Raw genomic sequence first — 25,940 nt, 5'->3', positions numbered from 1 at the left:
GTTATTACAATTTGTCCTGTTTCTTTTTTACTTAATTGTGTAAAATATAATTTTAAAGTCTCGTAATATAATAGAAGGGTTATATTTATGTATACTTTAGATGAAACGATTATTTGATTTCATAAAAACCTTTACTCCAAATATAAAAAAACACGGTAGAAATATATACTTTAATTCACTTAATAAAACCATGACTCCCCATTTTGAAAAAAAATTTTTTATTCCAATGGGTGATACTTTTATTTCTCTAAACGGAAAGAAAAACCTACTATCATTAAAAGGAATTAAAAAGCCCACGCCTTTACCTCCAGATGTCATCGCATCTAAAATACCGTGTGATATTGTTGATAGAAAAATAACTAAAAACCAAATAAGCTTATTTTTTCTTCCTACCGTAAACATCAATATAAGTGCCCAAAGTATAGAGAAAAGTATAGAATGTGTGAGTCCACGATGCCCTAAAACATGATCATATGGTATTCCTAATTTGAACCCAATAACATCAAAATCTGGTAAAATAGTTGAAAATATGGCTAAAATCAATAATAGCTTACCATTGTTTTTATCAATGACTTTAGATAATGTAAATCCAACTATACTATGACCAAAAATAGATGCCATTATTCTTTATTTTTAGTATCTATCATAATAGTAACTGGCCCATCATTAAGTAATTCTACTTTCATATCTGCACCAAACTGTCCCGTTTGAACCTTTTTACCTAAATCTATTTCTAATTGTTTAACAAAATTCTCGTAAACTGGTATTGCGATGTCTGGTTTTGCTGCCTTTATATAACTTGGGCGGTTTCCTTTTTTAGTTGAAGCATGTAAAGTAAATTGGCTTACTACAATAGCATTACCATCAATATCTTTTAGTGATCTATTCATCACGCCATTTTCATCACTAAACACTCTAAGGTTACCTATTTTATTAGACAGCCACTTTATGTCTTCTTGAGTATCTTCATTTACTACTCCTAAAAGAATTAAAAGCCCTTTTTCTATAGAAGCTACCTTTTCTCCTTCGATTGTTACACTAGCTTTTGAAACTCTTTGAATTACTGTTTTCATTCTTTATCCCAAGTATCTGTTCTATAGTGCTCGTCTTCACCTTCTACTATTTGTAAATAACTACGGTAACGCGAAAATGCTAGTTCATTATCATCTAAAGCACTTTTTACTGCACATTTAGGCTCTTGAATATGTAAACAATTATTAAATTTACAGTCTTGTTTTAGTTTAAATATTTCTGGAAAATAGTCTCCTATTTCTTCTTTATCCATATCGACTACACCAAATCCTTTTATCCCTGGAGTATCAATAATTTTTGCATTAAAACCTAAATCAAACATTTCTGCAAATGTTGTAGTATGTTGCCCTTGCATGTGTTGTGTTGAAATTTCTTTTGTTTTAATATTTAAAGATGGTTCAATAGAGTTTACTAGTGTAGATTTACCAACTCCTGAATGCCCAGAAAACATACTCGTTTTATTCTCCATTAAAGCCTTGACCTTATCTACATTCTTGCCTGTTTTAGCTGAAACTCCAATACATTCATAACCGATCTTTCTATATATGTGCGCTAAATATTTAACCTCATTAAGTGCTTCCTCATCATAGGTATCTATTTTATTAAATAATAATACTGTTTTTATAGAATAAGCCTCTGCTGTAACTAAAAATCGATCAATAAAACTAGGTAATGTAGGTGGATTATTGATCGTAACCATTAAAAACACTTGATCTAAGTTAGCTGCAATAATATGTGTTTGCTTAGATAAGTTTACAGACTTCCTAACAATATAATTAGTTCTATCATGAATATTATAAATAATACCTGATTCTTGATTATTATCTGTTTCCAATTCAAAATCTACCACATCTCCAACTGCAATGGGATTAGTGCTTTTAATACCTTTTATACGGAATTTACCTTTTATACGGCATTCATAGGTATACCCTAAATCGGTTTTTACGGTGTACCAACTTCCTGTAGATTTATATACGTGTCCTGTCATTCATTTAATTATAGTACAAAATAACAATTTTTAAATTGAATGATTTAACCTTTTGTTGCTTTTTTAGTTACTATTAAGTTCTTCATTTGCTATATTACATATCAAACCTATATTAATAAGCTTGGTTATAAAATTAAGAATACCTATTTTGAGTGAGTAAGTTTATTTTCTTTTAAAATTTTACAGCTTTAATCATATATTAATTTCTTTAAATTTAAAAAAACTTAACAACATGAAAAACCTTTTTATTTCTCTAGCTATTGTTTTATTCTCTTTTTTAGAAACTAATGCTCAAGTCGAATACAAAATTGTAACAAGTGTAGAATCTATTGTTCCTAGTGGACTAGGCCGATCAAGAATGATTAGCGCTAATGAAGAAAAAAATTACAAGGATTTTACATCTACACAAACCAAAGAAGACAGGAGTCGCAATAAATCGAAACGTGATGAAATAAGAGTTAAAGATTTTGATGAAACTAAACTTTTAAATTTTTACAATTTGAGCGGTATTAGATTCCAAAATATTGCTGCAAATGATGCACTTATGACTTCAAAAATTAATACTATGGCTAAAGAAGGATGGGAATTAGCTTTTGTAACTAGTGCCGTTGAAAGTGAAGCTGGAAAAGATGATGGAAAAGGTATTTTTATTACTCGTTATATTTTTAAGAGAAACAAACAATAACATTCTTTTTAAGAAAAAAATGCCTCACAATTGCGAGGCATTTTTGTACTTATATTTAATTTAATGTTTAACCATTAATCACTTTTTCTTGATGATTAATTGATTCTTGATGAACAGCTTTAAACATTTTTAAAATGAATTCTTCACTTAAACCATGTTCTTGTCCTTCTAATACCATACGACCTAAAATTTCGTTCCAACGCTTAGATTGTAAAACAGCTACGTTTTTTTGTTTTTTAAGTGCTCCAATACCGTCTGAAGCTTTCATACGCTTACCTAAAAGTCCTATAATTTGATTATCTACAACATCTATTTGAGCTCTTAAGTTATCTAATGAGTTATTATATTCAGACTCTGCATCAGCTTCTTTTCTTACTTTTAAATCTTTCATGATTTGAACCAAACTTGCAGGTGTTACTTGTTGTGCAGCATCACTCCATGCATTTTCTGGATCATAATGAGTTTCAATCATTAATCCATCAAAATTTAAATCTAAAGCAGTTTGAGATACATCAAAAATCATATCTCTTTTACCTGTAATATGTGAAGGATCATTAATTAAAGCAATATCTGGATATTTATTCTGAAACTCAATAGCTAATTGCCATTCTGGGTTATTTCTATATTTAGATTTTTCATAAGTTGAAAACCCTCTATGAATTGCTCCAATATTTTTAACGCCTGCTTTGTATATTCTTTCTATACCACCTAACCATAAAGCTAAATCTGGATTTACTGGATTCTTTATTAATACAGGTTTATCTGTACCTTCTAAAGCATCTGCAATTTCTTGCATAATAAAAGGACTCACAGTAGAACGTGCTCCAATCCAAAGTAAATCTATATCATGTTCTAATGCTAGTTTTACATGTGCTGCATTTGCAACCTCTGTACACACTTTCATACCAGTTTCGGCTTTTACCTTCTGTAACCATTTTAAACCTAATGCTCCAACACCTTCAAACATTCCTGGACGCGTTCTTGGTTTCCAAATACCAGCTCTAAAGTAACTAACATCAGTATCTTTCAACTCATGAGCAATTTTTAAAACTTGCTCTTCTGTTTCTGCACTACATGGCCCTGCAATTACTAATGGATGATCTAATTTTAAATCATCTAACCATGTTCTCATTTCTTTTTTGTTTTCCATAATTTCTAATAAAATTTCAAAAAATCAAATTCCAAAATCCAAACTTTAGTTACTTGTTACAAATTGGTATTTGAGATTCTATTGTTGGGATTTATTTTTAATTTATTCCGTTTAAAATATCTTTTATATGATTCGTGTTTTTCATCTCATTAAAAACAGCTAAGAAATCATCTTCTTTTATCATCTCTTTAAAATGAGTTAGATTTGCAATATACTCTTCTAATGTTTCTATAACGTTATCTTTATTTTGTTTAAATATAGGTGTCCACATATCTGGTGAACTTTTTGCTAAACGCACTGTTGAAGCAAACCCACTACCAGCCATATCAAAGATATCACGCTCATTTTTTTCTTTTTCAATAACAGTTTTCCCTAGCATAAAAGAACTTATATGAGACAAATGCGATACATAAGCAATATGCTTATCGTGAGCTTTAGGATTCATGTAACGAATACGCATACCTATATTAGCAAATAATTTTAATGCTTTTTCCTGAAGCTTAAATGCTGTTTTTTCTACTTCGCAAATAATATTCGTTTTATTTTGAAACAAACCTAATATTGCTGCTTTTGGTCCAGAAAATTCGGTTCCAGCAATAGGATGCATTGCTAAAAAATTTCTTCTTTTAGGATGCTCTTTAATAACTTCACAAATAGCTTCTTTTGTAGACCCTACATCGACAACTAAAGTATGATCCGATATTAAATCTAAAACATTAGAAAGTATATTAACACAAGCATCAACAGGTATTGAAAGAATAACCAAATCTGCTTTTTCAATAGCTTTTAATTCAGCTTTTTCATCGATAATCCCTAAAGAAATAGCTTCATCTAAATGCACTTCATTCTTATCTATTCCATAAACGGTAACAGTCTTATCTAACTTTTTTATATCTAAAGCTAAACTACCTCCAATTAACCCTATTCCTACAACGTATATCTGCTTCATTTTACTCTATCTATAGCTTCTTGTAAAACTTCAGTCGATGCACATAAAGAAAACCTAATATAACCTTCACCTTTTGTACCAAAAATAGTTCCTGGTGTAATGAATAAATGGTTTTCTTTTAATATCAAATCTATAAACTCTTCAGATTTTATATGATCTGGTAATTTTGCCCAAACAAAAAGCCCTGTTGCTTCTTTATCGTATGTACAATTAAAAGCATCTGCTAGTTGCCAAACTAAATCTCTACGTTTTTTATAAACATTATTTAATGTAGCAAACCACATTTTTGAACATTTTAAAGCTTCTATAGCTCCTTTTTGAATGCCATAAAACATCCCAGAATCCATATTACTTTTTACCTTTAAAATGTTACTTATATGTGTACTATCTCCCACAACCATTCCAACACGCCAACCTGCCATATTAAATGTTTTACTTAAAGAATTAAGTTCTAAACAAACATCCTTTGCGCCTTCTACATTTAAAATACTTTTAGGCGAATCATTCAATATAAAACTATATGGATTGTCATTAACAATTAAAATGTTATGACGTTTAGCAAACGCTACTAACTCTTCAAATAAAGTTTCACTTGGTTGAGCACCAGTTGGCATGTGAGGATAATTAACCCACATTAATTTAACTTTACTTAAGTTTGTTTTTTCTAAAGCATCAAAATCAGGTAACCAATTATTAGCAGCATCTAACTCATAAAATACAGGTGTTGCTCCTACTAATTTTGTAACAGATTGATAGGTTGGATATCCTGGGTTTGGTATTAAAACAACATCTCCTTCATTTAGATATGCCATAGAAATGTGCATAATCCCTTCCTTACTCCCCATTAATGGTAAAACCTCTGTAGATGGACTTAAATTTACAGAAAAGTGCTCTTTATAAAATCCACAGATAGCTTCTCTAAGTTCAGGAAGCCCTTGATAGCTTTGATATTTATGAACATTAGCATCCTGAAAACTATTAGAAATAGCTTCTAAAACTTTTTGCGGCGGCTTCATATCGGGACTACCAATACCTAAGTTAATAATAGGTTTACCGCTTGCTATAAGCAGACCTACTTCTCTTAATTTTTTAGAAAAGTAGTATTCTTCAACGGTTTGTAACCTGTTAGCTACTTCAATCATATCTTTGCATTTTTATATTCTCCTAGCACTTTAAAATCTAGTGCCATTATTTCTATTATTGCTTTTGCTTTTTCAAATTCTTTATAAGTATCAAAAGTCACATCTACAAAAAAAGCATACTTCCATGGTGTTTCTATAATTGGTAAAGATTGAATTTTAGTTAAATTCATTTTACAATCGCTTAACACATTTAAAATAGCAGCTAAACTTCCTCTTTTATGATCTAATTGAAACTTTATAGATGCTTTATTAATTTCATCAATACCATTATTTGGCTTTTTAGTTTGAATAATTACAAATCGCGTCGAATTATCTTTTATCGTTTGAATTTCATCTTCAATCACCTCTAAATTAAAAATCTCTGCAGCTATTTTTGGAGCTATAGCAGCGACTCCTTTTAGTTGGTCGTTTGCTATTCTTTTAGCAACTTCGGCAGTATCTACATCTTCTACTAATTTAATATGCGGGTACTGTTTAAAAAACTCTTTACACTGCAACAATGCCATTGGGTGCGAACATACTTCTTTTATATCATAAATACTCTGATTTGGCAACGCCATTAAATGGTGATGAATATTTAAATAACGTTCTCCACAAATATGTAAATCATTCTTATCTATTAAAGCATAATTAGGAATAATAGAACCTGCTATAGTATTCTCTATCGCCATAACAGCTTGATTAGAAGCACCATACAACAAACTATCGACCAAAACATCAAAAGACATACATTCTTTTAACGCAATATTATTCCCATAAAAGTCGCGAGCAACTTTATGATGATTTGAGCCTTTGGCTCCTTGTATGGCTACCGTTTTAATCAAATTCTAATTATTTTGTATTTAAAATTCCAATCTTAAACCAGAACTTATCTTTATTATTACTTTAATTAATTGTTTAACAAAAAAAAGTCTCGATTTTCATCGAGACTCATATTTTAATTTATTGTTATAAACTATACATACAACGTCTCGTTCCTCTTGCTAAAAAAGAAATAGAAATTAAAATATGTATAAAATACTGTTGTTGTCATAATTACGAGGCTAAAGTAATTAATTATTTAAGAAATCAAAACAGTATAAAACCTTTTTTCCATAATTATTATAAGATTTAAAGATTTTATAGCAAATCTTACTTTACATTATACAATCTCAAATTATATATTAGAAAACCTATTACATCTTAAAATCACTCTATTGCCATTCATTAATTTTAATTTACTAATTAAATTACTAAAGCTTATAAAAAAATCGTATACTAATATAGTTTTAATACCTAATCATTATTTTTGAACAAAAAATTTTAATTATGTCTATTGAAGTAACTGGAATTTCAAAACTTTATGGTAGTCAGAAAGCCTTAAACAATATATCTTTTAAAGTAGAAAAACCTGAAATTGTTGGTTTTTTAGGGCCAAATGGAGCAGGAAAATCAACCATGATGAAAATCTTAACAACATACATTACTCCCAATGAAGGCACTGCTAAAGTAAATGGATATGACATTAATAAAGATTCTCAACTTGTACAGCAAAGTGTTGGCTATTTACCAGAACATAATCCATTATATTTGGATATGTACATAAAAGAATATTTAGCTTTTAACGCCAGTATATACAAAGTTAATAAACAACGAATTGAAGACGTTATTGAACTTACTGGGTTAACTCCAGAAGCTCATAAAAAAATAGGGCAACTATCTAAAGGATATCGCCAACGTATTGGTTTAGCAAACGCTTTATTACATGATCCTGATGTTTTAATACTAGATGAACCTACAACAGGATTAGACCCAAATCAATTAATAGACATTAGAAACCTCATAAAAACTATTGGAAAAACAAAAACTGTTTTTCTTTCTACTCACATTATGCAAGAAGTTGAGGCTATGTGTGACCGAGTTATTATTATTAATAAAGGAGAAATCGTTACCAATAAAAAACTAAGAGAGCTAAACGAAGGTAAAGAGCAAGTCGTTATCGTTGAATTTGATTATCGTATTGAGGATGCTTTTTTATTAAAACTCCCTAAAGTAAAAAACGTTATAAATACTCAAGGTTTCATTTATGAAATAACTTTTAAAACAGATCAAGACATGCGTTCTCATGTTTTTGATTTTGCTCACGACAATCAACTAAAAATACTACAACTTAATCAGAAGAATACAAGTTTAGAAAATTTATTTACAGAATTAACCTCTAAATAACCATTCCATTCTGCTATTTATATAAAAAATAATTCCATTTATTGATTTTATTATACTTAACTTAATAAGTATGATAAATATCACCCTTACTAACATATTAAGATATTAATTTCGTTATTCATTTTTTAACGATAAATCAACATGGATATTTCGCTTAAAAGTAAGCTATAATATATCTTTGTAAACTACAAAAACACTTAAATGAGTAAAGGAATATACATTGCTACCATAGAGCCTAACAGTGGTAAATCTATAGTAGTTCTTGGTTTAATGAGAACATTACTTGGTAAGACCGCTAAGGTTGGTTATTTTAGACCAATAATAGAAGATTTAGAAGTTGGTGAAATGGACAGTCATATAAATACTGTTGTTTCTCATTTCGAAATAGATATCAACTACAAAAAAACATATGCTTTCACTCGAAGTGAAGTTTTAAATTTATTTAATGAAGGTAAATCTGGATTTGTAATTGACGAAATTATAAAAAAGTATAAATACCTAGAAGAACGATACGATTTTGTTTTAGTTGAGGGTACAGATTTCTCAGACGAAACTTCTATAATAGAATTAGATATTAACATACTTATATCTAAAAACCTAGGTTTACCCGCCATTATTGTTTTGCATGGCGATGGTAAAAATGTAAAAGAAATTGTAGATAATGCTAAATTAGCATACGATACCTTTAAAATAGATGTAGATGTATTATCTGTAATAGCTAATAAAGTTAATATAGACGATATAGATCTATTAGATATAGAATTAAAAAAACAGTTTAAAAACAATACAGAAATTTCAATAATTCCTGAAATAAGAAGCTTAGGAAGTCCTACTTTAAAAGAAATATCTAAAACTATTGGAGGCAACCTACTTTTTGGAAAAGATTTATTAAACAACCAAGTAGAAAATTATGGTGTTGGAGCCATGCAATTACGTAACTACCTAACCCATTTAAAAGAAAACACCTTAGTAATTGTTCCTGGAGATAGAGCCGATATTATTTTAGGAGCGCTTCAAGCCAATCTTTCTAAAAACTATCCAAAAATTTCTGGGATTATTTTAACTGGAGGTATTATTCCAGAAGAACCTATTTTAAAATTAATAGAAGGTTTATCTAGTATCGTTCCTATTATTAGCGTTAAAGGTGGTACATTTTATACTACTAATAAAATTGGTAAAATAAAATCTAAAATTTATGCCGAAAACACAGATAAAATAACAACCTCTATTGCCACATTCGAAAAACATGTAGATGTGAATAAACTAACGAACGATTTAATTACGTTCAAATCGGATATTTTCACTCCTAGAATGTTTCAATATAATTTATTACAACGCGCTCTTAAAAACAAAAAACATATTGTTTTGCCAGAAGGAAACGATGAACGTGTTTTACGTGCAGCTGCAAAATTAATTAACAACCAAGTTGTCGAATTAACTTTAATAGGTGAAAAAGAAAAAATAAGCGAACAAATAGCAAAGTTAGATATTCCTTTAAACTTAGAACAAATTAACATTGTTTCTCCAATTAAATCGCCTCATTACGAAGATTATGTTAATACATTTTATAAACTTAGAAAACATAAAAATGTAAACTTAGACATAGCAAAAGATACTATGTCCGATGTATCTTATTTTGCTACCATGATGATTTACAAAGGACATGCAGATGGCATGGTTTCTGGAGCTGTGCATACAACACAGCACACACTACGTCCTGCTTTACAATTCATAAAAACCAAACCAGGAGTTAATATTGTATCATCAGTATTCTTTATGTGTTTAGAAGATCGTATTTCTATTTTTGGTGATTGCGCAATTAATCCAAACCCAAATGCAGAACAATTAGCAGAAATAGCTATTTCTTCAGCAAAAACAGCTCAAGATTTTGGTATAGAACCAAAAGTAGCAATGCTATCATACTCCTCGGGAGCTTCAGGCAAAGGTCTAGATGTTGAAAAAGTAAGAACAGCTACAGAAATAGCTAAAGAAGAAGTACCAGACCTTAAAATTGAAGGTCCTATTCAATACGATGCTGCTGTAGACATGCGTATTGGAAAAAGTAAGTTGCCAAATTCTGAAGTTGCAGGACAAGCCAGCGTATTAATTTTCCCAGATTTAAATACAGGAAACAATACCTATAAAGCGGTACAACGTGAAACCGGCGCATTAGCTATTGGTCCAATGCTACAAGGCCTTAATAAACCCGTAAATGATTTAAGTAGAGGCTGTACTGCAGACGATATTTACAGCACCGTAATTATAACAGCCATTCAAGCTCAAGAATTTTAATTTATGCAAGTATTAGTTTTAAACTCAGGAAGTTCTTCCCTAAAATTTCAATTATTTTCAATGCCGCAAGAAACCATTCTATGTTCTGGATTAATAGAACGTATTGGTTTAGATGATGCAAAATTTACATATAATACATCTCAAGATTCTATTGAAGTTGTCACAGCTATTCCAAATCATAAGATAGGTTTAGAGTTACTAACACAACAACTTTTAAATAACGATACTGGAGTAATTAAATCTCCCGATGATATTAATATTGTTGGGCATCGTGTTGTACATGGAGGTAAACACTTTAGTAATACCACAGAAATAAACAAAACTGTAAAAGACAAAATACGCTCACTAACAACATTAGCGCCTTTACACAACCCTGCTAACTTAGAAGGTATCGAAGTTGCCGAAGCTATTTTTACTAAAGCTAAACAAGTAGCTGTTTTCGATACGGCTTTTCACCAATCTGTTCCCGAACACGCATATAAATATGCAATTCCTAATGAATTTTCAGAACAGCATAACATACGCCTGTATGGATTTCATGGCACAAGTCATAAATACGTTTCAGAAAAAGCTGTTAGTCTTCTAAAAAAAAAAGACTCAAAAATTATAACTATTCACTTAGGTAATGGCTGTAGCATCAGTGCTATTAAAGACGGCAAAAGCATCGATCATTCCTTAGGCTTTTCACCTGTAAGTGGTTTAATTATGGGAACACGCTCAGGAGACATTGACCCATCAGTTATTTTTTATTTAGCAGAAAAACTCAACTACAGTTTAGAAGAAGTAAATACCCTTTTACAAAAGAAAAGTGGTATGCTAGGATTAACTGGTTATAGCGATTTAAGAGATATCGAAAGTGAAGCCGAAAAAGGTAATAAAATATGCCGTTTAGCATTACTAATGAATGCATATCGTATAAAAAAATACATTGGTAGTTATGCTGCTATTTTAAACGGATTGGACGCTATTGTATTTACTGCTGGTATAGGTGAAAACTCAAGCTTAATGCGAGAATTAATTTGTAAAGATTTAGACTTTTTAGGTATTCAATTAGACTTAGAAAAAAACAAAGAAAGATTAAAAACTCTTAGAGCTATAAACACTAACACCTCAAAGGTTAATATCTTAGTTATTCCTACTAACGAAGAATTAGAAATTGCTAAGCAATCTTTAGAGTTATTCAAAGATTAAACCTTCATTTTGAAGACTCACTAAACAAATAAGAGGTTATCAAGTAACCTTTTATTTGTTTATCTATAACTTACAGTATAAACGCTTTTCATTTTAAGTACCTCTCCATCAAATTCTATATCTTGGTTCCTCTATAACTTAGGTAGAAACTTCGAAAACCTCGATTATATATAAATAGAAAAAATTATCTAAAAAGTAATCGTCCTCTATAAACCTCTTCCACCTCAACAACTGGAGGTCTATTTATAGAAATTACATTACCTACTCCAAGTATCTTACCTTTTATCTCCTGCTGTGGGTTTACAATCATATCGTTAGAACTCCTATTCCTAACCTGAACGTTTTGAGCTACTAAACTCTCTCCTTCAAAACGTGAATTCCCAGAAAAAAAGGCAACATTTAAATTATTAGTTTTTCCAGAAACATAACAACTTGATAAGTTATTAAATGTCAATTTAAAACTTTCATTATCAATTTGTAATCTAAAATCGCCCACAGTAAATGAATCTTGAGCTCCAAAATCTTCAGATAAAATCGTTAAATTAGGATAAGTTAAAACCCCATCCGAACTTATATCATACTGCGTAGAACTTCTAATCTCAGTAATATTAGGCGATGTTATATACACCTTAGTAATGCCATAATTACGAATATAATTACAAGAATTATTATCCGATAAAGCTAATTCTCCATCAACAACAATAGCAGTAACATCGTTAATTAAATTTTCCCCAGTTTCAATAACCACACTTTGGTTTACTCCATCCTTAAGAATCAACTCAACATCACGGTTCACCAGAATCTTATTAAAATTAGAAACAATAACTTCTTGCTTAATAATATCACCCGTTTTTTGAAAACAATCGTTAGCACTTTCGCTATCACAAGCAATAATTAAAAAAAATGATAATATGTATAGTATTTTTTTCATACTCAGTAATTCCTATAAAATCAGAAATCCATTATTTAAAGTTTCAATTTAAACATTTTATCTTGGCCTTATCAAAACAATACCTTTTATAACCTAACACCAACACCTAACTCAACTGCCTCTGCTTTAGCTGCATGAGACTTAAGCGTTAAAGCTCCAAACCATTTTTTACCAAAATAACGTTTTAAACCAACTCTAGTATACACTCTTCCCTCAAAATCAAAAGGATAGTATGCATAATATCCCAATTGAGCTATCACAGATGTTTTATTTATAAATAACTCGTGACCAGCAAAAACACCTACGCGCTTATAATCTTCATTGCCAGAAACATTTTCTTCTGGAAATGATACACTTTTATAATAAATAAGTTCTTCTAAAAATTTAGAAAAGAAAATATCTGCTCCTAATTGAAATGCACTTTTTCTATTAATACGTTTATCTACATACGCAGAAATAACATAAAAAGGATATTGACCACTTCCAACAACGTCACTTTCATTAACTCCTGCTCTAAATACCGCATTATACCTAATAGGTTCAGCATAATTTTTATCTACTTTTTTATCAATTGTATATTGATAATCTAGTTCTTCTTTTTCTAAATTATAAGTAACTCCAACATTAAAAATTAGGGAATTAGTACTTGTATTAGGAGCCTTTACGCTAGCATTAGAATAATGTATTAAAGAAATTCCAGCTTGCAAACCAAACTTATCTATAATACGTTCCTTCTTGTAAGCTAGCATTAAAGAATTAGTACTTAATATTCTAGAACCAAAAGCAATATTCTTTAAATTCTTTTCTCTATTAAAAGGATTTGTGTTATAAGCAAATCCCTGACCTATACGCATCATTAAATTTCGTTTTAAAAAATAAAAATTATAATGTGCACTAAGCGCATAATTATTTCCTAAAACATCATTTTTAAAATTTTGATAAATAAAAGACACACCATAATCAGGATAGTTATAACGCTGTTCCCAATCTTTAAATCCATAAGTTTTTCTATTCCAACTTAGAACAATACCCTTTGGATGCCCTTTTATTAAATGGAGAATATCGGGGTTATGCAACGCAATATTTCCTTTAAAATAGTTTATATCAAAATAAGACGTATGTGTCTTTTCTTGAGAAAAAGAAAGACTACAAACTAAACAAAAAACACAAATAATTAACCGTTTCATTAGTTGGGGTGCTTCATAAAACAATTAAAATAATTCCGATGCTATTGCTTTAACATTATCACTCTTTCCCATAGAGTAATAATGTAATACAGGAACACCAGCTGCCTTCAATTCTTTAGACTGTTGTATAGCAAACTCAATTCCTACTTGTCTTACAGCTTTATTATCCTTACAAGCCTCCACATTATCTATAAGATCTTGCGGTAAATCTATTTTAAATACTTGAGGTAATAACTGCAAATGCCTTTTTACAGCAATAGGTTTTATTCCTGGAATAATAGGAATATTAATTCCCATAGCCCTTGCCTTGTCTACAAACTCAAAATATTTATTATTATCAAAAAACATTTGAGTTACTACATAATCTGCACCAGCATCAACTTTCTCTTTCAATCTTTTTAAATCAGTTTGTAAAGATGGAGCCTCCATATGTTTTTCAGGATATCCAGCAACACCAATACAAAAATCAGAATTGTGCTCTACATCTACATCATCATGTAAATACTGTCCTTTATTTAAATTGGCTATTTGCTCAACCAGATCACTGGCAAACGCATTCCCTCCTTTTACTGGTTTAAAATACGCTTCGTCTTTCATAGAATCGCCACGTAATGCCATTACATTATCAAGTCCTAAATAATGACAATCTACCAACACATATTCGGTCTCTTCTTTGGTAAATCCTCCACATAATAAATGTGGAATAGCATCAACACCATATTTATGCATTATTGAAGCACAAATACCAACTGTTCCTGGACGCATACGTGTAATTCTTTTATCTAAAAGACCATTACCCTTATCAATATAAACATATTCTTCTCGAGATGTGGTTACATCTATAAATGGCGGATTAAACTCCATTAACGGATCTATATTATTATATAAATCTTGAATATTTTTCCCTTTTTTTGGAGGTATAACTTCAAAAGAAAATAATGTTTTTCCTTTTGCTTTTTTTATGTGATCTGTTACTTTCATTTCTATTTCCTACATATATAGGAATCTTATTATTAATATCTATGCTTGAAGCTTCGAATTTACGAATCCTTTTTTTAGTATTACATTATTATTTTTTATGGCGTTACCACAAGGGTCGGGCTTTACGTTACAAGTCCTCGCTCATACCTCGCTGTGGGCTTTCCTCTACAATCCCTAACGTTTAACAAACACTATTGATCCGCAATGTTAGGATGCAACCACTTTCTAGCCTTTTCTTTTTTAATCCCTTTACGTTCGGAATAGTCGGTCACTTGGTCATCTGTAATTTTTCCTAAGCCAAAATACTTGGCTTCTGGATTTCCAAAATAATATCCAGATACCGCTGCAGCTGGCCACATGGCTAAACTTTCTGTAAGCGTAACACCTATTAATTTTTCAACATCTAACAAGTCCCAAATAGTTTCTTTTTCTAAATGATCTGGACATGCCGGATAACCTGGTGCTGGACGAATCCCCTTATAAGTTTCCTTTATAAGATCCTCATTAGTTAAATCTTCGTTTGCAGCATACCCCCAATGTTTAGTACGTACCTGTTTATGTAAATATTCGGCAAAAGCCTCAGCAAATCGATCTGCTATAGCCTGTGCCATAATAGCATTATAATCATCCTCTTTTGCTCTATAACTTTCTGCTAATTCTTGCGCTCCAAAAATACCTACACAAAAAGCCCCCATATAATCTGTTAAACCAGAATCCTTTGGAGCTACAAAATCTGCTAATGCATGATTAGGTACACCTTCTCGTTTCTTTAATTGTTGTCGTAACGTCCTAAAAACAGCTATTTCTTCTCCTTTTTTCTGAATAGAAATATCATCATCATTAATTGTATTAGCTTCAAATAATCCAAAAACCGCTTTTGGCTTTAATAGTTGTTTTGCTACAATTTTCTTAATCATAACCTGAGCTTCTTCATATAATACGGTAGCCTGTTCTCCAACAACCTCATCTGATAAAATCTCAGGAAACTTACCATGTAAATCCCAAGATATAAAGAATGGTTTCCAATCTATAAAAGGTAATAGCTCCTTTAAACTTAATTGTTTTAATACTTGAACTCCTAATTCTCTAGGTTTTGTTATTTCTGTCGTTTTCCAGTCAATACTATATTTTCTATTACGTGCTTCACTTATTGATATATATGATTTTTCTTTTCCTCGTTTTAAGAATTTTTCACGAAACTCATCATAATCCTTTTTCAGCTTAGCAACATATTCGTTAGATGTTTTTTTGTTTAACAAATCTCCAACAACTGTTACTGCTCTAGAAGCATCATTTACATGTACTACAGCATTTTTATATTGCGTATCTATTTTTACAGCAGTATGCGCTTTAGAAGTTGTTGCTCCACCAATAAGCAATGGAATATTCATGTTTTCACGCTCCATTTCTTTAGCTAAATACACCATTTCATCTAAAGACGGTGTAATTAACCCAGATAAACCAATCGCATCAACATTTTCTTTTTTAGCCGCTTCAATAATTTTTTCAGGTGGTACCATAACTCCCAAATCGACTATCTCATAATTATTACAGCCTAAAACAACACTCACTATATTTTTACCAATATCATGAACATCTCCTTTTACTGTAGCCATTAATACTTTACCTAGTGCTTGTTGTTCTTCTCCTTTTTCAGCTTCAATAAACGGATTAAGGTATCCTACGGCTTTTTTCATAACACGCGCAGATTTTACTACCTGTGGCAAGAACATTTTACCTGCTCCAAATAAGTCTCCAACAACATTCATCCCTATCATTAAATTACCTTCTATAACTTCGATAGGTTTTTCTGCTTCTTGCCTTGCTTGCTCTACATCTTCTATAATATAGACATCAATACCTTTTACTAATGCGTGCGTTATACGATCTTGAAGTTCACCTTCTCGCCAAGATAAATCCAGAGTTTTTTCTTTTTTAGATCCTTTTACAGTTTCAGCAAAGTCTAATAATCGTTCTGTTGCATCTTCTCTTCTATCTAAAATAACATCTTCAACATGCTCTAATAAATCTTTAGGAATATCGTCATACACTTCTAAAAGAGCTGGATTAACAATTCCCATATTCATACCAGCCTGAATAGCGTAGTATAAAAATACCGAGTGCATCGCTTCACGAACCCCATCATTTCCTCTAAATGAAAACGATACATTACTTACCCCTCCACTAACGCTTACATTGGGTAAATTTTCACGCACCCAACGTGTAGCTTCAATAAATTCAATGGCATTTCTTCTATGTTCATCCATTCCTGTTGCTACAGGAAATATATTTAAGTCGAAAATAATATCTTCAGACGGAAAACCTACTTTATCAACTAAAACACGATATGAGCGTTCTGCTATCTCTATACGTCTTTCATAATTATCGGCTTGCCCAACCTCATCAAAAGCCATTACTATAACCGCTGCACCGTAACGTTTTATTTGCTTAGCTTCCCAGATAAATTTCTCTTCACCTTCTTTTAAAGAAATAGAATTTACTACACATTTACCTTGTACAACTTGTAATCCGGCATTTATGATTTCCCATTTAGAGCTATCAATCATAATAGGTACACGACAAATATCTGGCTCTGCTGCAATTAAATTTAAGAAACGAACCATTGCTTCTTTTCCATCAATAAGACCATCGTCCATATTAATGTCTATAATCTGTGCACCACCATCTACTTGATGACGTGCAATTGCTAAAGCCTCATCAAACTTCTCTTCTTTTATTAAACGTAAAAATTTACGTGACCCTGCTACATTAGTTCGCTCACCAACATTTATAAAATTGCTGTTTTCATTCAAGATTAGAGGTTCTAATCCCGATAAACGCATGTATTTTCTTTGATTACTCATTATTTATAATGTTCTACTACTGGAAAAGGTTCATAATAATGATGTAATAACGCTTTCCATTGTTGATATTCTTCTGATGTTATAAACCCAACTTCATGATCTTCAATAGTTTACCAATTTACTAATAAAATATATTTACCTTCTTGCTCAATACATTTTTTTAGATCATGAGATACATAACCTTTCATTGACGAAATGATATTTTGTGCTTTTTCAAAACTTCTTTCAAAGTCTTTAGAAAGCCCTTTTTTTATGCTTAATATGGCTACTTCTAGAATAGTTTCTTGGTTTTTAGGTTTTGGTTGATTGTTATTTGCCTTACTCATACTCATCCCTTAATTTCTTATAATAATTAATAAAACCATTTAACAATTTTTTATTTGAAATCACTTTGACTAAAATATTTTTCAGTTCTTCTTCTACAATATAATCCAAGTCAAAAGATAAATACAATTGTGTCTCCACTTCTTGTAAAGATCCTTTTGCTATATACAAAAAATGTATTGTCTCTTTATTAGATTGACGTCCAACTCCTTCTGCAATATTAGACGGAACAGAAATAACACATCTCCTTAATTGATTTGTTAAACTATACAGTTCCTCTCTTGGAAAAGATCTTGTTAGTGTATAAACTAACTTCACTAATTCTCTTGAATGTTTCCAAACATCTAATTCTGTATAATTCATATTTCTCCCATTAATATAAAGCACTAACAACTATAAACCATTAACTAATAACCACTCTCGGCTTATATTTAGCAGCTAAATCTGCAATAACTCTAATATGTTCTGGAGATGTACCACAACAACCGCCAATAATATTTATTAAATCTCTTTTTAAATATTCTTCAATTTGTGCTCCCATTTCTTCTGGAGATTCATCATATTCACCAAAAGCATTTGGTAATCCTGCATTAGGATGTGCCGAAATTGCAAAATCTGTTTTACCAGCAATTGCTTCTAAATGCGGTTGCAATAAATTAGCGCCTAAAGCACAATTAAAACCTACCGATAATAATGGAATATGTGATACCGATATTAAAAAAGCTTCTGCTGTTTGCCCAGATAATGTTCTTCCTGAGGCATCAGTAATCGTTCCACTTAACATAACAGGAACTTCTATATTACGTTCTTCTTTCACTTCTTCAATAGCAAACAAAGCGGCTTTTGCGTTTAATGTATCAAATACCGTTTCTACCAACAATAAATCTGCCCCTCCATCTAATAAAGCTTCTACTTGTTGTTTATAAGCTACACGTAACTCATCGAAGGTTACGGCTCTATATCCTGGATCGTTTACATCTGGAGACATACTAGCAGTACGATTTGTTGGACCTATTGATCCTGCTACAAAACGTGGTTTATGTGGCTCTTTAGCTGTAAACGCTTCTGCTACCTCTTTTGCTATTTTAGCCGATTCATAATTTAACTCATATACCAAATCTTCCATTTGATAATCTGCCATGGCTATTGTAGTTCCAGAAAAGGTGTTGGTTTCTACAATATCTGCTCCAGCTTCAAAGTATTTTCCGTGAATGGTTTTTATAGCCTCTGGCTGGGTAATAGACAACAAATCATTATTCCCTTGCAATGGTGTTGGATAATCTTTAAAACGTTCTCCTCTAAAATCTTCTTCGGTGAATTTATAGGCTTGTAGCATGGTTCCCATGGCGCCATCTAAAACCAAAATTCGTTCTTTTAAAGCTTGTTGTATGTTCGACATTTTGATATTTTTTTATCTACAATGTCATCAAGAAAAGTAAAAAACACTTTTCGTTATCTTTCTAGTATCTTTTTGATTCTAGTAGAACGTAGCACCTTCTTTAATGCCCCAATAGGCATCGGGGACATGTAAAGGGTTGCCAAGGCTTCATTGGGTCTAATCCCTCTACCTTTCTTGATAACATTATTAATACGTTAATGAACAATTAATATTTATTTTTCTATCTCACCTACAGCAAAATATTTAAATAAATATTTTAGTGAACAAAAGTACTAACAATATTCTTTTATTCACACTAAAATATTAATTTTTACAAAGGTCTATTCAAATAAAGATGATGATAAATAACGATCTCCTCTATCACAAATAATTGCTACAATAATGCCTTCATCTATAGATTCGGCTAATTTAACAGCACAATGTACAGAACCGCCACTACTCATCCCTGCAAAAACACCTTCTTCTTTTGCTAAACGTTGCGTCATAGCTTTTGCTTCTACATCTGATACATCGATAACCTGATCTACTTTCGAACGATCAAAAAATTTAGGCACATAATCTGGAGACCATTTTCTAATCCCTGGTATTCTAGAGCCGTCTGCAGGTTGCGCACCAACTATAGTTATATTTTTATTTTTTTCTTTTAAAAATGTCGACGTTCCCATAATGGTTCCTGTGGTTCCCATAGCAGATACAAAATGAGTGACTTCACCTTCTGTATCTCTCCAAATCTCTGGACCTGTAGTTTTGTAATGCGCTTTCCAATTATCGTCATTTTCAAATTGATTCAAAAGCACATAGCCTTTTTCATCTCTCAATTTAAAAGCGACATCACGAGATCCTTCAATACCAATATCTGCAGGTGTTAAAATAACCTCCGCACCATAAGCTCGCATGGTTTTAACACGCTCTTCAGTAGAATTCTCAGGCATTATTAATACCATATTCAAACCTAATAACTGCGCTATAAAAGCTAAAGCAATTCCAGTATTTCCACTAGTAGCTTCAACCAAAGTGCCTCCTTTCTTAATATCTCCACGTTTAATCGCTTCATTAATCATATTAAAAGCAGCACGATCTTTTACACTTCCACCAGGGTTATTTCCTTCTAACTTAAAAAACAGCCTTACGCCTTTTTTAGATATAATATGACTTGCTTCTACTATAGGTGTATTTCCTATTTGGTCTAAAATACTTTTACCGTATGCCATTTTTTTTGGGTCTAATTTTTATTTCTGTTTGATAAGTTACTAATGAATTTTCTGGAACAGATTCTGTTATCCATACATTAGCTCCTATAATACTATTTGCTCCAATAACAATATCTCCACCTAAAATAGTTGCATTAGCATAAATGGTTACATTTTCCTCTATAGTTGGATGTCTTTTAGTTAAAGCCAAATCTTTAGAAACTTGTATACCTCCTAGTGTAACACCTTGATAAATTTTTACATTTTTACCAATAATTGACGTTTCGCCAATTACAATTCCTGTACCATGGTCTATATAAAACGATTCATCGATAGTTGCTCCTGGATGAATATCTATTCCTGTGATTCCATGAATATATTCACTCATCATTCTTGGTAAAATATGCACATTCAATTTATAAAGCGCATGACTTAATCTATAAATAGAAATAGCATGAAATCCAGGATATGCCATATAAATTTCTTCTAAACTATGCGATGCTGGATCGTTATTTTCGAAAGCTATAGCATCTAAATCTAATGTTTTTCTTATTTCTATAAGTTTAGATTTAAATTCTTGCCAAATATGCGCTCCATTTTCTATTTCTAGTTTTAAAAGTATTTTTGAAAAGGTTTTTTCTAAATAATCACCATGAGCTTTCTCTTGCTCACAATCAAATAAGGAATAAAATAATCTTTTGGTAAACGTTTTAACCGTATCTTTTAAACAAACATTATAACTTTTCATTTGTTGTATTCATTTGGTAAGGTTTCTTTATAGGTTTTAGTTTATAAAAATAAAACTAATATCCCTTTTTATTGATATTTGTACTAAAATTAAATCCCACAAAGTTTAATTTTTTTAAACCTTGCAGGATCTTAATCTATTTATATAAATTATACTTATTTAATAGCTTGAACAACTGCTTTAGGCGCTTCTTTACGTGTACCGTCAAAACCATCAATCCCACTTACTGTTGTATATTTTAAAACATACTTTTTACCTGGATTAATAATTCTATAAGCTGCCTGACACATTAATGTGGCTTCGTGGAAACCACAAAGAATTAATTTTAATTTCTCTGGGTATGTGTTTACATCTCCAATAGCAAAAATACCTGGTATATTAGTTTGATAATTTAAAGAGTTATCTACTTTAATAGCATTCTTCTCAATATCTAACCCCCAGTTTCCTATAGGTCCTAGTTTAGGAGATAAACCAAATAATGGAATAAAGTGATCAGTTTCAATTTTTGTAGCTTCACCGTCTTTAACTACAGTAACGGCTTCAATTTTTCCATCTCCATGTAATTCCTTAACCTCTGCTGGTGTAATTAATTTAATTTTCCCTTGTTCTCTTAATTCTCCAACTTTTTCTACAGAATCTAATGCGCCTCTAAACTCATTTCTTCTATGAATTAAAGTAACGTCTGAAGCTACATCTGCTAAAAAGATACTCCAGTCTAAAGCAGAATCTCCACCTCCAGAAATCACCACTTTTTTATCTCTGTAGAACTCTGGATCTTTAATAATATACTCAACCCCTTTGTCCTCATAATCAGCAATTCCTTCAATTGCAGGTTTTCTAGGTTCGAAAGATCCTAATCCTCCTGCAATTGCAACTACAGGAGCATGGTGTTTTGTTCCTTTATTTGTTGTTACAATAAAAGAACCATCTTCTTGTTTCTCTATAGTTTCAGCACGTTCACCTAATGTAAAACCTGGTTCAAATTGTTTTCCTTGTTCTACTAGGTTTCTAGTTAAATCGCCTGCTAATATTTCTGGAAAACCAGGAATATCATAAATAGGCTTTTTAGGATATATTTCTGAACATTGTCCACCTGGTTGTGGTAATGCGTCAATTAAATGACATTTAAGCTTTAATAATCCTGCTTCAAATACAGTAAATAATCCAGTTGGTCCCGCGCCAATTATAAGTATGTCTGTTTTAATCATTATGATCTTTTTTTTCAATTAATCCCTTAGTGAACTTGTTTAGCGTTTCCACTTTTTGTTCAAAATCACCTTTTATAGTTTTTCTATATTCATTTAAATTATTAACCAAATCGTCTACATTTTCTGGAATAACATCTTCAAAAAATTGGCGCAAACGTTTGGCTGTAGTTGGCGATTTTCCATTTGTTGAAATCGCAACTTTAACATTGCCTTTTGTTACAATACCTCCCATATAAAAATCACAGTATGGAGGATTATCGGCTACATTCACTAAAATACTACGCTTTTTACAATGTTTGTAAACCTTTACATTTACATCTGGAACATCTGTCGTAGCAACTACAATATGCTTTCCTTTTAAATAACGTTTATTGTATCTATCTGTTACTAAAGTTACATCGCCCTTCTTCGCTAATTCTATAGTACCCGCCCTAAACATTGGAGACACCATAGTAACGTGCGCATCTGGACTAGACTTTAATAAAAAAGTCAACTTTTCTTCGGCAACAAAACCGCCTCCTACTATAAGCACATTAATACTTTTTGTTTTTAAAAAAATAGGATACAAGTTATTTCTCTCCATAACCTATTCTTTAGTAATTACTTCTTTATTTATTGAGTTTAAAACGGCACGTTCTTTAACAACATCACCAATTACAATAATTGCAGGATTTGTTAATTTTTTCTCTTCAACTATCTTCTCAATTGTACTTATAGTTCCTATACCTACATTTTCATTATCTCTAGTTCCATTCTGAATAATTCCTATAGGCATATCTTGTTTATTTTCTTTTGAAAAAACACGAACTATTTCACCCAATTTACTCATTCCCATCAAAATAACAACAGTCGCTGTGGACTTAGCAGCTAAAGCTACATCTCCAGATAATTGATGTTTTTTAGTAGTTCCAGTAATGACCCAAAAACTTTCTGATGCACCACGCTTTGTTAACGGAATACCTTGATATGCTGGAACTGCTATTGATGAAGATATACCTGGAACCATATAGGTTTCTAAACCAAATGGTCGCACATAATCAATCTCTTCTGCGCCTCTTCCAAAAATAAAAGGGTCTCCACCTTTTAAACGTACTACATGTCCTTTTTCTTTGGCCTTTGCAACTATAAGTTCATTAATTTGCTCTTGCTGAAAAGCATAACAGCCTTTACGCTTACCCACAAAAACAATTTCGGCTTCTTTTGAAGCATACTTTAATAAGGCTTCATTTATAAGCGCATCATAAAGTATAACATCTGCAGACTCAATCGCTTTAATCGCTTTTAATGTGATTAAATCTTCATCTCCTGGTCCTGCTCCTACTACTGTTAATTTTGGGATTTTTAAACTCATTGCTTAGTATTAAACGGCTTTTTTATCTAGCACGTTGGTTTGTGTTTCTCTATACGTTCTTACTTTTTGTAAAAACTCATTTGCATTTTCAATATATTTTGATGCAAAATCCTGAGTTGGTGCAAATTTATTAATTTGATAAATCAAATCAGAGAAAGTAACCCCTAAATCTATTTTTCCACTAGAAACAAATAGCTCATCAAACTGACTTATAATTCCAGCATGTGTGTTTGTTTTTTTGTTTTCGGCTAACAATAGCGCTTTCGCTGAATTCACCAAAGATGTATAAGCGTAATAGATTGCACTTGAATATACTTTATCATCAAAAGATATTTTAGCATTTTCTATTTTTTCTTCACTTTCTAAAAATAATGTTGCAATTAAATCGATTACAACACCTGCACATTCACCAATACCTATCTCTTTTACATATTTTTCTTCTTCACCCCAATCGATAAAATCTTCTTGAGTTAAATTAGTAACATCTTGTAAATCGTTTAAGAAATCATAGAAATACTTTTCTCCTTTTTCCTTATAATATTCAACAAATTGTTTTCCGTTTGCATTGGCTTCAAAATCATTTAAAATACGTCTTAAAGCTTCTGGTCCTCTTTTACTTGGTACTTTTACTACTTTATCTGCAAAAGCGCCGTTTCCATCTCCTAAATTTCCTCCTCCTAATAACACTTGTAATGCTGGTGCTACTAATTTATCTGGTGTTCTTACGGTCATCCCTTGAAAACCTATATTTGCCATATTGTGTTGTCCACAAGCATTCATACAACCGCTAATCTTAATAACAAGATCTTCATTTTTTAAATACTGTGGGTATTCTGCCGTGATAACACGTTCTAATTCTTCTGCTATACCAGTACTACTTGCTATACCTAAATTACAGGTATCTGTTCCTGGACATGCTGTAATATCGACTGCTTTATTATAACCAGCTTCTACAAATCCTAATTTTTCTAATTCTGTATAAAATAATGGCACCAATTCACTCTTAACAAAAGGAATAACTATATTTTGACGTAATGTTAAACGTACTTCTCCTGCTGCATAATTATCTACTAAATCTGCTAACAAACGTGCTTTATCTGTATAAAAATCTCCTAAAAGTACTTTTACACCTATAGCAACATAGCCTTCTTGCTTTTGAGGAATAAGGTTTGTCGATTTCCACAACTCGAATGCTTTTTGATCTTTTATAGTTACTTCTGGCACCTCAACTTCAACTGGCTTTGAAGCGACATAAGCATCTGCATCAATAACAACACTTTTAAACTCAATTGCTTTTTGCTCTTGAGCTATTAATTCTTTAAAAGCCTCTAATCCTATATCTTTTAATAAGAATTTCATTCTTGCTTTGGCTCTACTCTTACGCTCACCATAACGATCGAAAACTCTTAAAACGCCTTCCATTATTGGAATAATTTTATCGGTTTCAACAAAATCATACAACACTTCTGCATGACGTGGTTGAGAACCTAATCCTCCAGCTACTAATACTTTAAAACCACGAACACCATTTTCTGTTTTTGCGATATACCCTATATCATGTAAGTATGACAATCCTGTATCTTCATCTGTAGACGAAAAAGAGACTTTAAATTTACGCCCCATTTCCTGACAAATTGGGTTACGTAAAAAGAATTTATACAAAGCATCTGCATAGGGAGATACATCGAAAGGTTCGTTTACATCTATTCCTGCTGTTTCAGAAGCTGTTACATTTCTTACTACATTACCACAAGCTTCACGCAATGTTACATCATCCTTCTCTAGTTCAGACCATAGTTCTGGTGTTCTATCTAAATCTACATAGTGAATTTGAATATCTTGACGGGTAGTAATATGTAAACGTCCTCTTGAATATTCATCAGACACTTCAGAAATTCTACGCAATTGATTACTCATTAATTTACCATAAGGTATTTTAATTCGAATCATTTGAACTCCTTCTTGACGTTGACCATAAACACCACGAGCTAAACGAAGACTTCTAAATTTTTCTTCATCAATTTTACCATTATGAAATAGCTCTATTTTATTTGCTAATTCTATGATATCCTTTTCTACAATCGGATTTTCTATTTCTGTTCTAAAACTTTGCATGTCCTTTT

24 protein-coding genes and 1 riboswitch are annotated in these 25,940 nt (G+C 31.4%); of the genes, 4 read left to right on the top strand and 20 right to left on the bottom strand.

The genetic code is table 11. The features are described 5' to 3' along the window. Positions 1-96 precede the first annotated feature (96 nt). Genes A8C32_RS10955 through rsgA form a run of 3 tightly spaced genes read right to left on the bottom strand, consistent with a single transcriptional unit; the run spans position 97 to position 2,020 of the window. Entirely contained in the window at positions 97-621 is a 525-nt protein-coding gene (locus A8C32_RS10955) for a metal-dependent hydrolase (protein ID WP_069830457.1), read from the bottom strand. Next, positions 621-1,073, bottom strand: coding sequence for a D-aminoacyl-tRNA deacylase (dtd, locus tag A8C32_RS10950; protein ID WP_069830456.1), 453 nt, complete (start codon positions 1,071-1,073; stop codon positions 621-623). Before dtd ends, A8C32_RS10955 begins: the two co-directional genes overlap by 1 nt. After that, positions 1,070-2,020 (bottom strand): ribosome small subunit-dependent GTPase A, encoded by a 951-nt coding sequence (gene rsgA / locus A8C32_RS10945; protein ID WP_069830455.1) that lies wholly within the window; start codon positions 2,018-2,020, stop codon positions 1,070-1,072. Before rsgA ends, dtd begins: the two co-directional genes overlap by 4 nt. A gap of 232 nt (positions 2,021-2,252) precedes the next feature. On the opposite strand from rsgA, the gene A8C32_RS10940 reads away from it, so the two are divergent. After that, positions 2,253-2,705, top strand: coding sequence for a hypothetical protein (locus tag A8C32_RS10940; RefSeq protein ID WP_069830454.1), 453 nt, complete (start codon positions 2,253-2,255; stop codon positions 2,703-2,705). A 67-nt stretch (positions 2,706-2,772) separates the two neighbouring features. On the opposite strand, the gene A8C32_RS10935 is transcribed toward A8C32_RS10940, so the two are convergent. The 4 genes from A8C32_RS10935 to A8C32_RS10920 all read right to left on the bottom strand — a co-directional run bounded on the left by A8C32_RS10935 (position 2,773) and on the right by A8C32_RS10920 (position 6,770). After that, the gene (locus A8C32_RS10935; RefSeq protein WP_069830453.1) at positions 2,773-3,855 is read right to left on the bottom strand and encodes a bifunctional 3-deoxy-7-phosphoheptulonate synthase/chorismate mutase type II; all 1,083 of its coding nucleotides are present in this window, start codon (positions 3,853-3,855) and stop codon (positions 2,773-2,775) included. 97 nt (positions 3,856-3,952) lie between these two features. Continuing rightward, a complete protein-coding gene (locus A8C32_RS10930) occupies positions 3,953-4,804 on the bottom strand; it encodes a prephenate dehydrogenase (RefSeq protein ID WP_069830452.1) in 852 nt (283 codons plus the stop codon). Next, positions 4,801-5,946, bottom strand: coding sequence for a pyridoxal phosphate-dependent aminotransferase (locus A8C32_RS10925; protein WP_069830451.1), 1,146 nt, complete (start codon positions 5,944-5,946; stop codon positions 4,801-4,803). Before A8C32_RS10925 ends, A8C32_RS10930 begins: the two co-directional genes overlap by 4 nt. Further along, entirely contained in the window at positions 5,943-6,770 is an 828-nt protein-coding gene (locus tag A8C32_RS10920) for a prephenate dehydratase (protein ID WP_069830450.1), read from the bottom strand. The genes A8C32_RS10925 and A8C32_RS10920 overlap by 4 nt, the downstream gene beginning before the upstream one ends. A 484-nt stretch (positions 6,771-7,254) precedes the next feature. Here A8C32_RS10920 and gldA point away from each other — a divergent pair, with 484 nt between their 5' ends. The 3 genes from gldA to A8C32_RS10905 all read left to right on the top strand — a co-directional run bounded on the left by gldA (position 7,255) and on the right by A8C32_RS10905 (position 11,634). Beyond that, positions 7,255-8,151, top strand: a complete 897-nt coding sequence (gene gldA / locus A8C32_RS10915; protein WP_069830449.1) for a gliding motility-associated ABC transporter ATP-binding subunit GldA — start codon at positions 7,255-7,257, stop codon at positions 8,149-8,151. A gap of 201 nt (positions 8,152-8,352) precedes the next feature. Next, positions 8,353-10,443 (top strand): phosphate acetyltransferase, encoded by a 2,091-nt coding sequence (gene pta, locus A8C32_RS10910; RefSeq protein ID WP_069830448.1) that lies wholly within the window; start codon positions 8,353-8,355, stop codon positions 10,441-10,443. A 3-nt stretch (positions 10,444-10,446) separates the two neighbouring features. Further along, positions 10,447-11,634 (top strand): acetate/propionate family kinase, encoded by a 1,188-nt coding sequence (locus tag A8C32_RS10905; protein ID WP_069830447.1) that lies wholly within the window; start codon positions 10,447-10,449, stop codon positions 11,632-11,634. A gap of 184 nt (positions 11,635-11,818) precedes the next feature. Here the strand turns inward: A8C32_RS10905 and A8C32_RS10900 are convergent, their stop codons facing one another. From A8C32_RS10900 to A8C32_RS10840, 13 genes are all read right to left on the bottom strand, one after another. Continuing rightward, a complete protein-coding gene (locus tag A8C32_RS10900) occupies positions 11,819-12,565 on the bottom strand; it encodes a head GIN domain-containing protein (RefSeq protein ID WP_069830446.1) in 747 nt (248 codons plus the stop codon). A gap of 86 nt (positions 12,566-12,651) precedes the next feature. Further along, complete coding sequence (locus tag A8C32_RS10895) at positions 12,652-13,752, bottom strand: acyloxyacyl hydrolase (RefSeq protein ID WP_069830445.1); 1,101 nt, start codon at positions 13,750-13,752, stop codon at positions 12,652-12,654. Between the two features lie 24 nt (positions 13,753-13,776). Then, positions 13,777-14,733: a methylenetetrahydrofolate reductase [NAD(P)H] gene (gene metF / locus A8C32_RS10890; protein WP_069830444.1), complete on the bottom strand. Its 957-nt coding sequence runs from the start codon at positions 14,731-14,733 to the stop codon at positions 13,777-13,779. Positions 14,734-14,924: 191 nt separating this feature from the next. Then, positions 14,925-17,597, bottom strand: a complete 2,673-nt coding sequence (gene metH, locus A8C32_RS10885) for a methionine synthase (RefSeq protein ID WP_083253322.1) — start codon at positions 17,595-17,597, stop codon at positions 14,925-14,927. Between the two features lie 110 nt (positions 17,598-17,707). Beyond that, complete coding sequence (locus A8C32_RS10880) at positions 17,708-17,923, bottom strand: antibiotic biosynthesis monooxygenase family protein (RefSeq protein WP_240491732.1); 216 nt, start codon at positions 17,921-17,923, stop codon at positions 17,708-17,710. Continuing rightward, entirely contained in the window at positions 17,916-18,284 is a 369-nt protein-coding gene (locus A8C32_RS10875) for a four helix bundle protein (RefSeq protein ID WP_069830443.1), read from the bottom strand. Before A8C32_RS10875 ends, A8C32_RS10880 begins: the two co-directional genes overlap by 8 nt. Positions 18,285-18,324: 40 nt before the next feature. After that, positions 18,325-19,320, bottom strand: coding sequence for a homocysteine S-methyltransferase family protein (locus A8C32_RS10870; RefSeq protein ID WP_069830442.1), 996 nt, complete (start codon positions 19,318-19,320; stop codon positions 18,325-18,327). Between the two features lie 50 nt (positions 19,321-19,370). Beyond that, a riboswitch (SAM riboswitch) is annotated at positions 19,371-19,504 on the bottom strand. Positions 19,505-19,640: 136 nt separating this feature from the next. Continuing rightward, positions 19,641-20,531, bottom strand: a complete 891-nt coding sequence (cysM, locus tag A8C32_RS10865; RefSeq protein WP_069830441.1) for a cysteine synthase CysM — start codon at positions 20,529-20,531, stop codon at positions 19,641-19,643. Continuing rightward, positions 20,518-21,258, bottom strand: coding sequence for a serine O-acetyltransferase EpsC (gene epsC / locus A8C32_RS10860; protein ID WP_069830440.1), 741 nt, complete (start codon positions 21,256-21,258; stop codon positions 20,518-20,520). Before epsC ends, cysM begins: the two co-directional genes overlap by 14 nt. Positions 21,259-21,413: 155 nt before the next feature. After that, positions 21,414-22,466, bottom strand: coding sequence for an NAD(P)/FAD-dependent oxidoreductase (locus A8C32_RS10855; protein WP_069830439.1), 1,053 nt, complete (start codon positions 22,464-22,466; stop codon positions 21,414-21,416). Next, the gene (locus A8C32_RS10850) at positions 22,459-23,049 is read right to left on the bottom strand and encodes a precorrin-2 dehydrogenase/sirohydrochlorin ferrochelatase family protein (RefSeq protein ID WP_069830438.1); all 591 of its coding nucleotides are present in this window, start codon (positions 23,047-23,049) and stop codon (positions 22,459-22,461) included. The genes A8C32_RS10855 and A8C32_RS10850 overlap by 8 nt, the downstream gene beginning before the upstream one ends. A gap of 3 nt (positions 23,050-23,052) precedes the next feature. Then, entirely contained in the window at positions 23,053-23,817 is a 765-nt protein-coding gene (gene cobA, locus A8C32_RS10845; protein ID WP_069830437.1) for a uroporphyrinogen-III C-methyltransferase, read from the bottom strand. Between the two features lie 9 nt (positions 23,818-23,826). Further along, complete coding sequence (locus tag A8C32_RS10840; protein WP_069830436.1) at positions 23,827-25,932, bottom strand: HEPN domain-containing protein; 2,106 nt, start codon at positions 25,930-25,932, stop codon at positions 23,827-23,829. Positions 25,933-25,940 lie beyond the last annotated feature (8 nt).

This window comes from Flavivirga aquatica, from assembly GCF_001747085.1.
GTDB lineage: Bacteria > Bacteroidota > Bacteroidia > Flavobacteriales > Flavobacteriaceae > Algibacter_C > Algibacter_C aquatica.
Note: the sequence above shows the minus strand (reverse complement) of the source record. Positions and strands in the feature narration are given on the sequence as shown.

Coding starts and splice junctions, on each gene's coding strand:
- A8C32_RS10955 (WP_069830457.1), bottom strand. CDS start 621: ATGGCATCTATTTTTGGTCATAGTATAGTTGGATTTACATTATCTAAA.
- dtd (WP_069830456.1), bottom strand. CDS start 1,073: ATGAAAACAGTAATTCAAAGAGTTTCAAAAGCTAGTGTAACAATCGAA.
- rsgA (WP_069830455.1), bottom strand. CDS start 2,020: ATGACAGGACACGTATATAAATCTACAGGAAGTTGGTACACCGTAAAA.
- A8C32_RS10940 (WP_069830454.1), top strand. CDS start 2,253: ATGAAAAACCTTTTTATTTCTCTAGCTATTGTTTTATTCTCTTTTTTA.
- A8C32_RS10935 (WP_069830453.1), bottom strand. CDS start 3,855: ATGGAAAACAAAAAAGAAATGAGAACATGGTTAGATGATTTAAAATTA.
- A8C32_RS10930 (WP_069830452.1), bottom strand. CDS start 4,804: ATGAAGCAGATATACGTTGTAGGAATAGGGTTAATTGGAGGTAGTTTA.
- A8C32_RS10925 (WP_069830451.1), bottom strand. CDS start 5,946: ATGATTGAAGTAGCTAACAGGTTACAAACCGTTGAAGAATACTACTTT.
- gldA (WP_069830449.1), top strand. CDS start 7,255: ATGTCTATTGAAGTAACTGGAATTTCAAAACTTTATGGTAGTCAGAAA.
- pta (WP_069830448.1), top strand. CDS start 8,353: ATGAGTAAAGGAATATACATTGCTACCATAGAGCCTAACAGTGGTAAA.
- A8C32_RS10905 (WP_069830447.1), top strand. CDS start 10,447: ATGCAAGTATTAGTTTTAAACTCAGGAAGTTCTTCCCTAAAATTTCAA.
- A8C32_RS10900 (WP_069830446.1), bottom strand. CDS start 12,565: ATGAAAAAAATACTATACATATTATCATTTTTTTTAATTATTGCTTGT.
- A8C32_RS10895 (WP_069830445.1), bottom strand. CDS start 13,752: ATGAAACGGTTAATTATTTGTGTTTTTTGTTTAGTTTGTAGTCTTTCT.
- metF (WP_069830444.1), bottom strand. CDS start 14,733: ATGAAAGTAACAGATCACATAAAAAAAGCAAAAGGAAAAACATTATTT.
- metH (WP_083253322.1), bottom strand. CDS start 17,597: ATGAGTAATCAAAGAAAATACATGCGTTTATCGGGATTAGAACCTCTA.
- A8C32_RS10880 (WP_240491732.1), bottom strand. CDS start 17,923: ATGAGTAAGGCAAATAACAATCAACCAAAACCTAAAAACCAAGAAACT.
- A8C32_RS10875 (WP_069830443.1), bottom strand. CDS start 18,284: ATGAATTATACAGAATTAGATGTTTGGAAACATTCAAGAGAATTAGTG.
- A8C32_RS10870 (WP_069830442.1), bottom strand. CDS start 19,320: ATGTCGAACATACAACAAGCTTTAAAAGAACGAATTTTGGTTTTAGAT.
- cysM (WP_069830441.1), bottom strand. CDS start 20,531: ATGGCATACGGTAAAAGTATTTTAGACCAAATAGGAAATACACCTATA.
- epsC (WP_069830440.1), bottom strand. CDS start 21,258: ATGAAAAGTTATAATGTTTGTTTAAAAGATACGGTTAAAACGTTTACC.
- A8C32_RS10855 (WP_069830439.1), bottom strand. CDS start 22,466: ATGATTAAAACAGACATACTTATAATTGGCGCGGGACCAACTGGATTA.
- A8C32_RS10850 (WP_069830438.1), bottom strand. CDS start 23,049: ATGGAGAGAAATAACTTGTATCCTATTTTTTTAAAAACAAAAAGTATT.
- cobA (WP_069830437.1), bottom strand. CDS start 23,817: ATGAGTTTAAAAATCCCAAAATTAACAGTAGTAGGAGCAGGACCAGGA.
- A8C32_RS10840 (WP_069830436.1), bottom strand. CDS start 25,932: ATGCAAAGTTTTAGAACAGAAATAGAAAATCCGATTGTAGAAAAGGAT.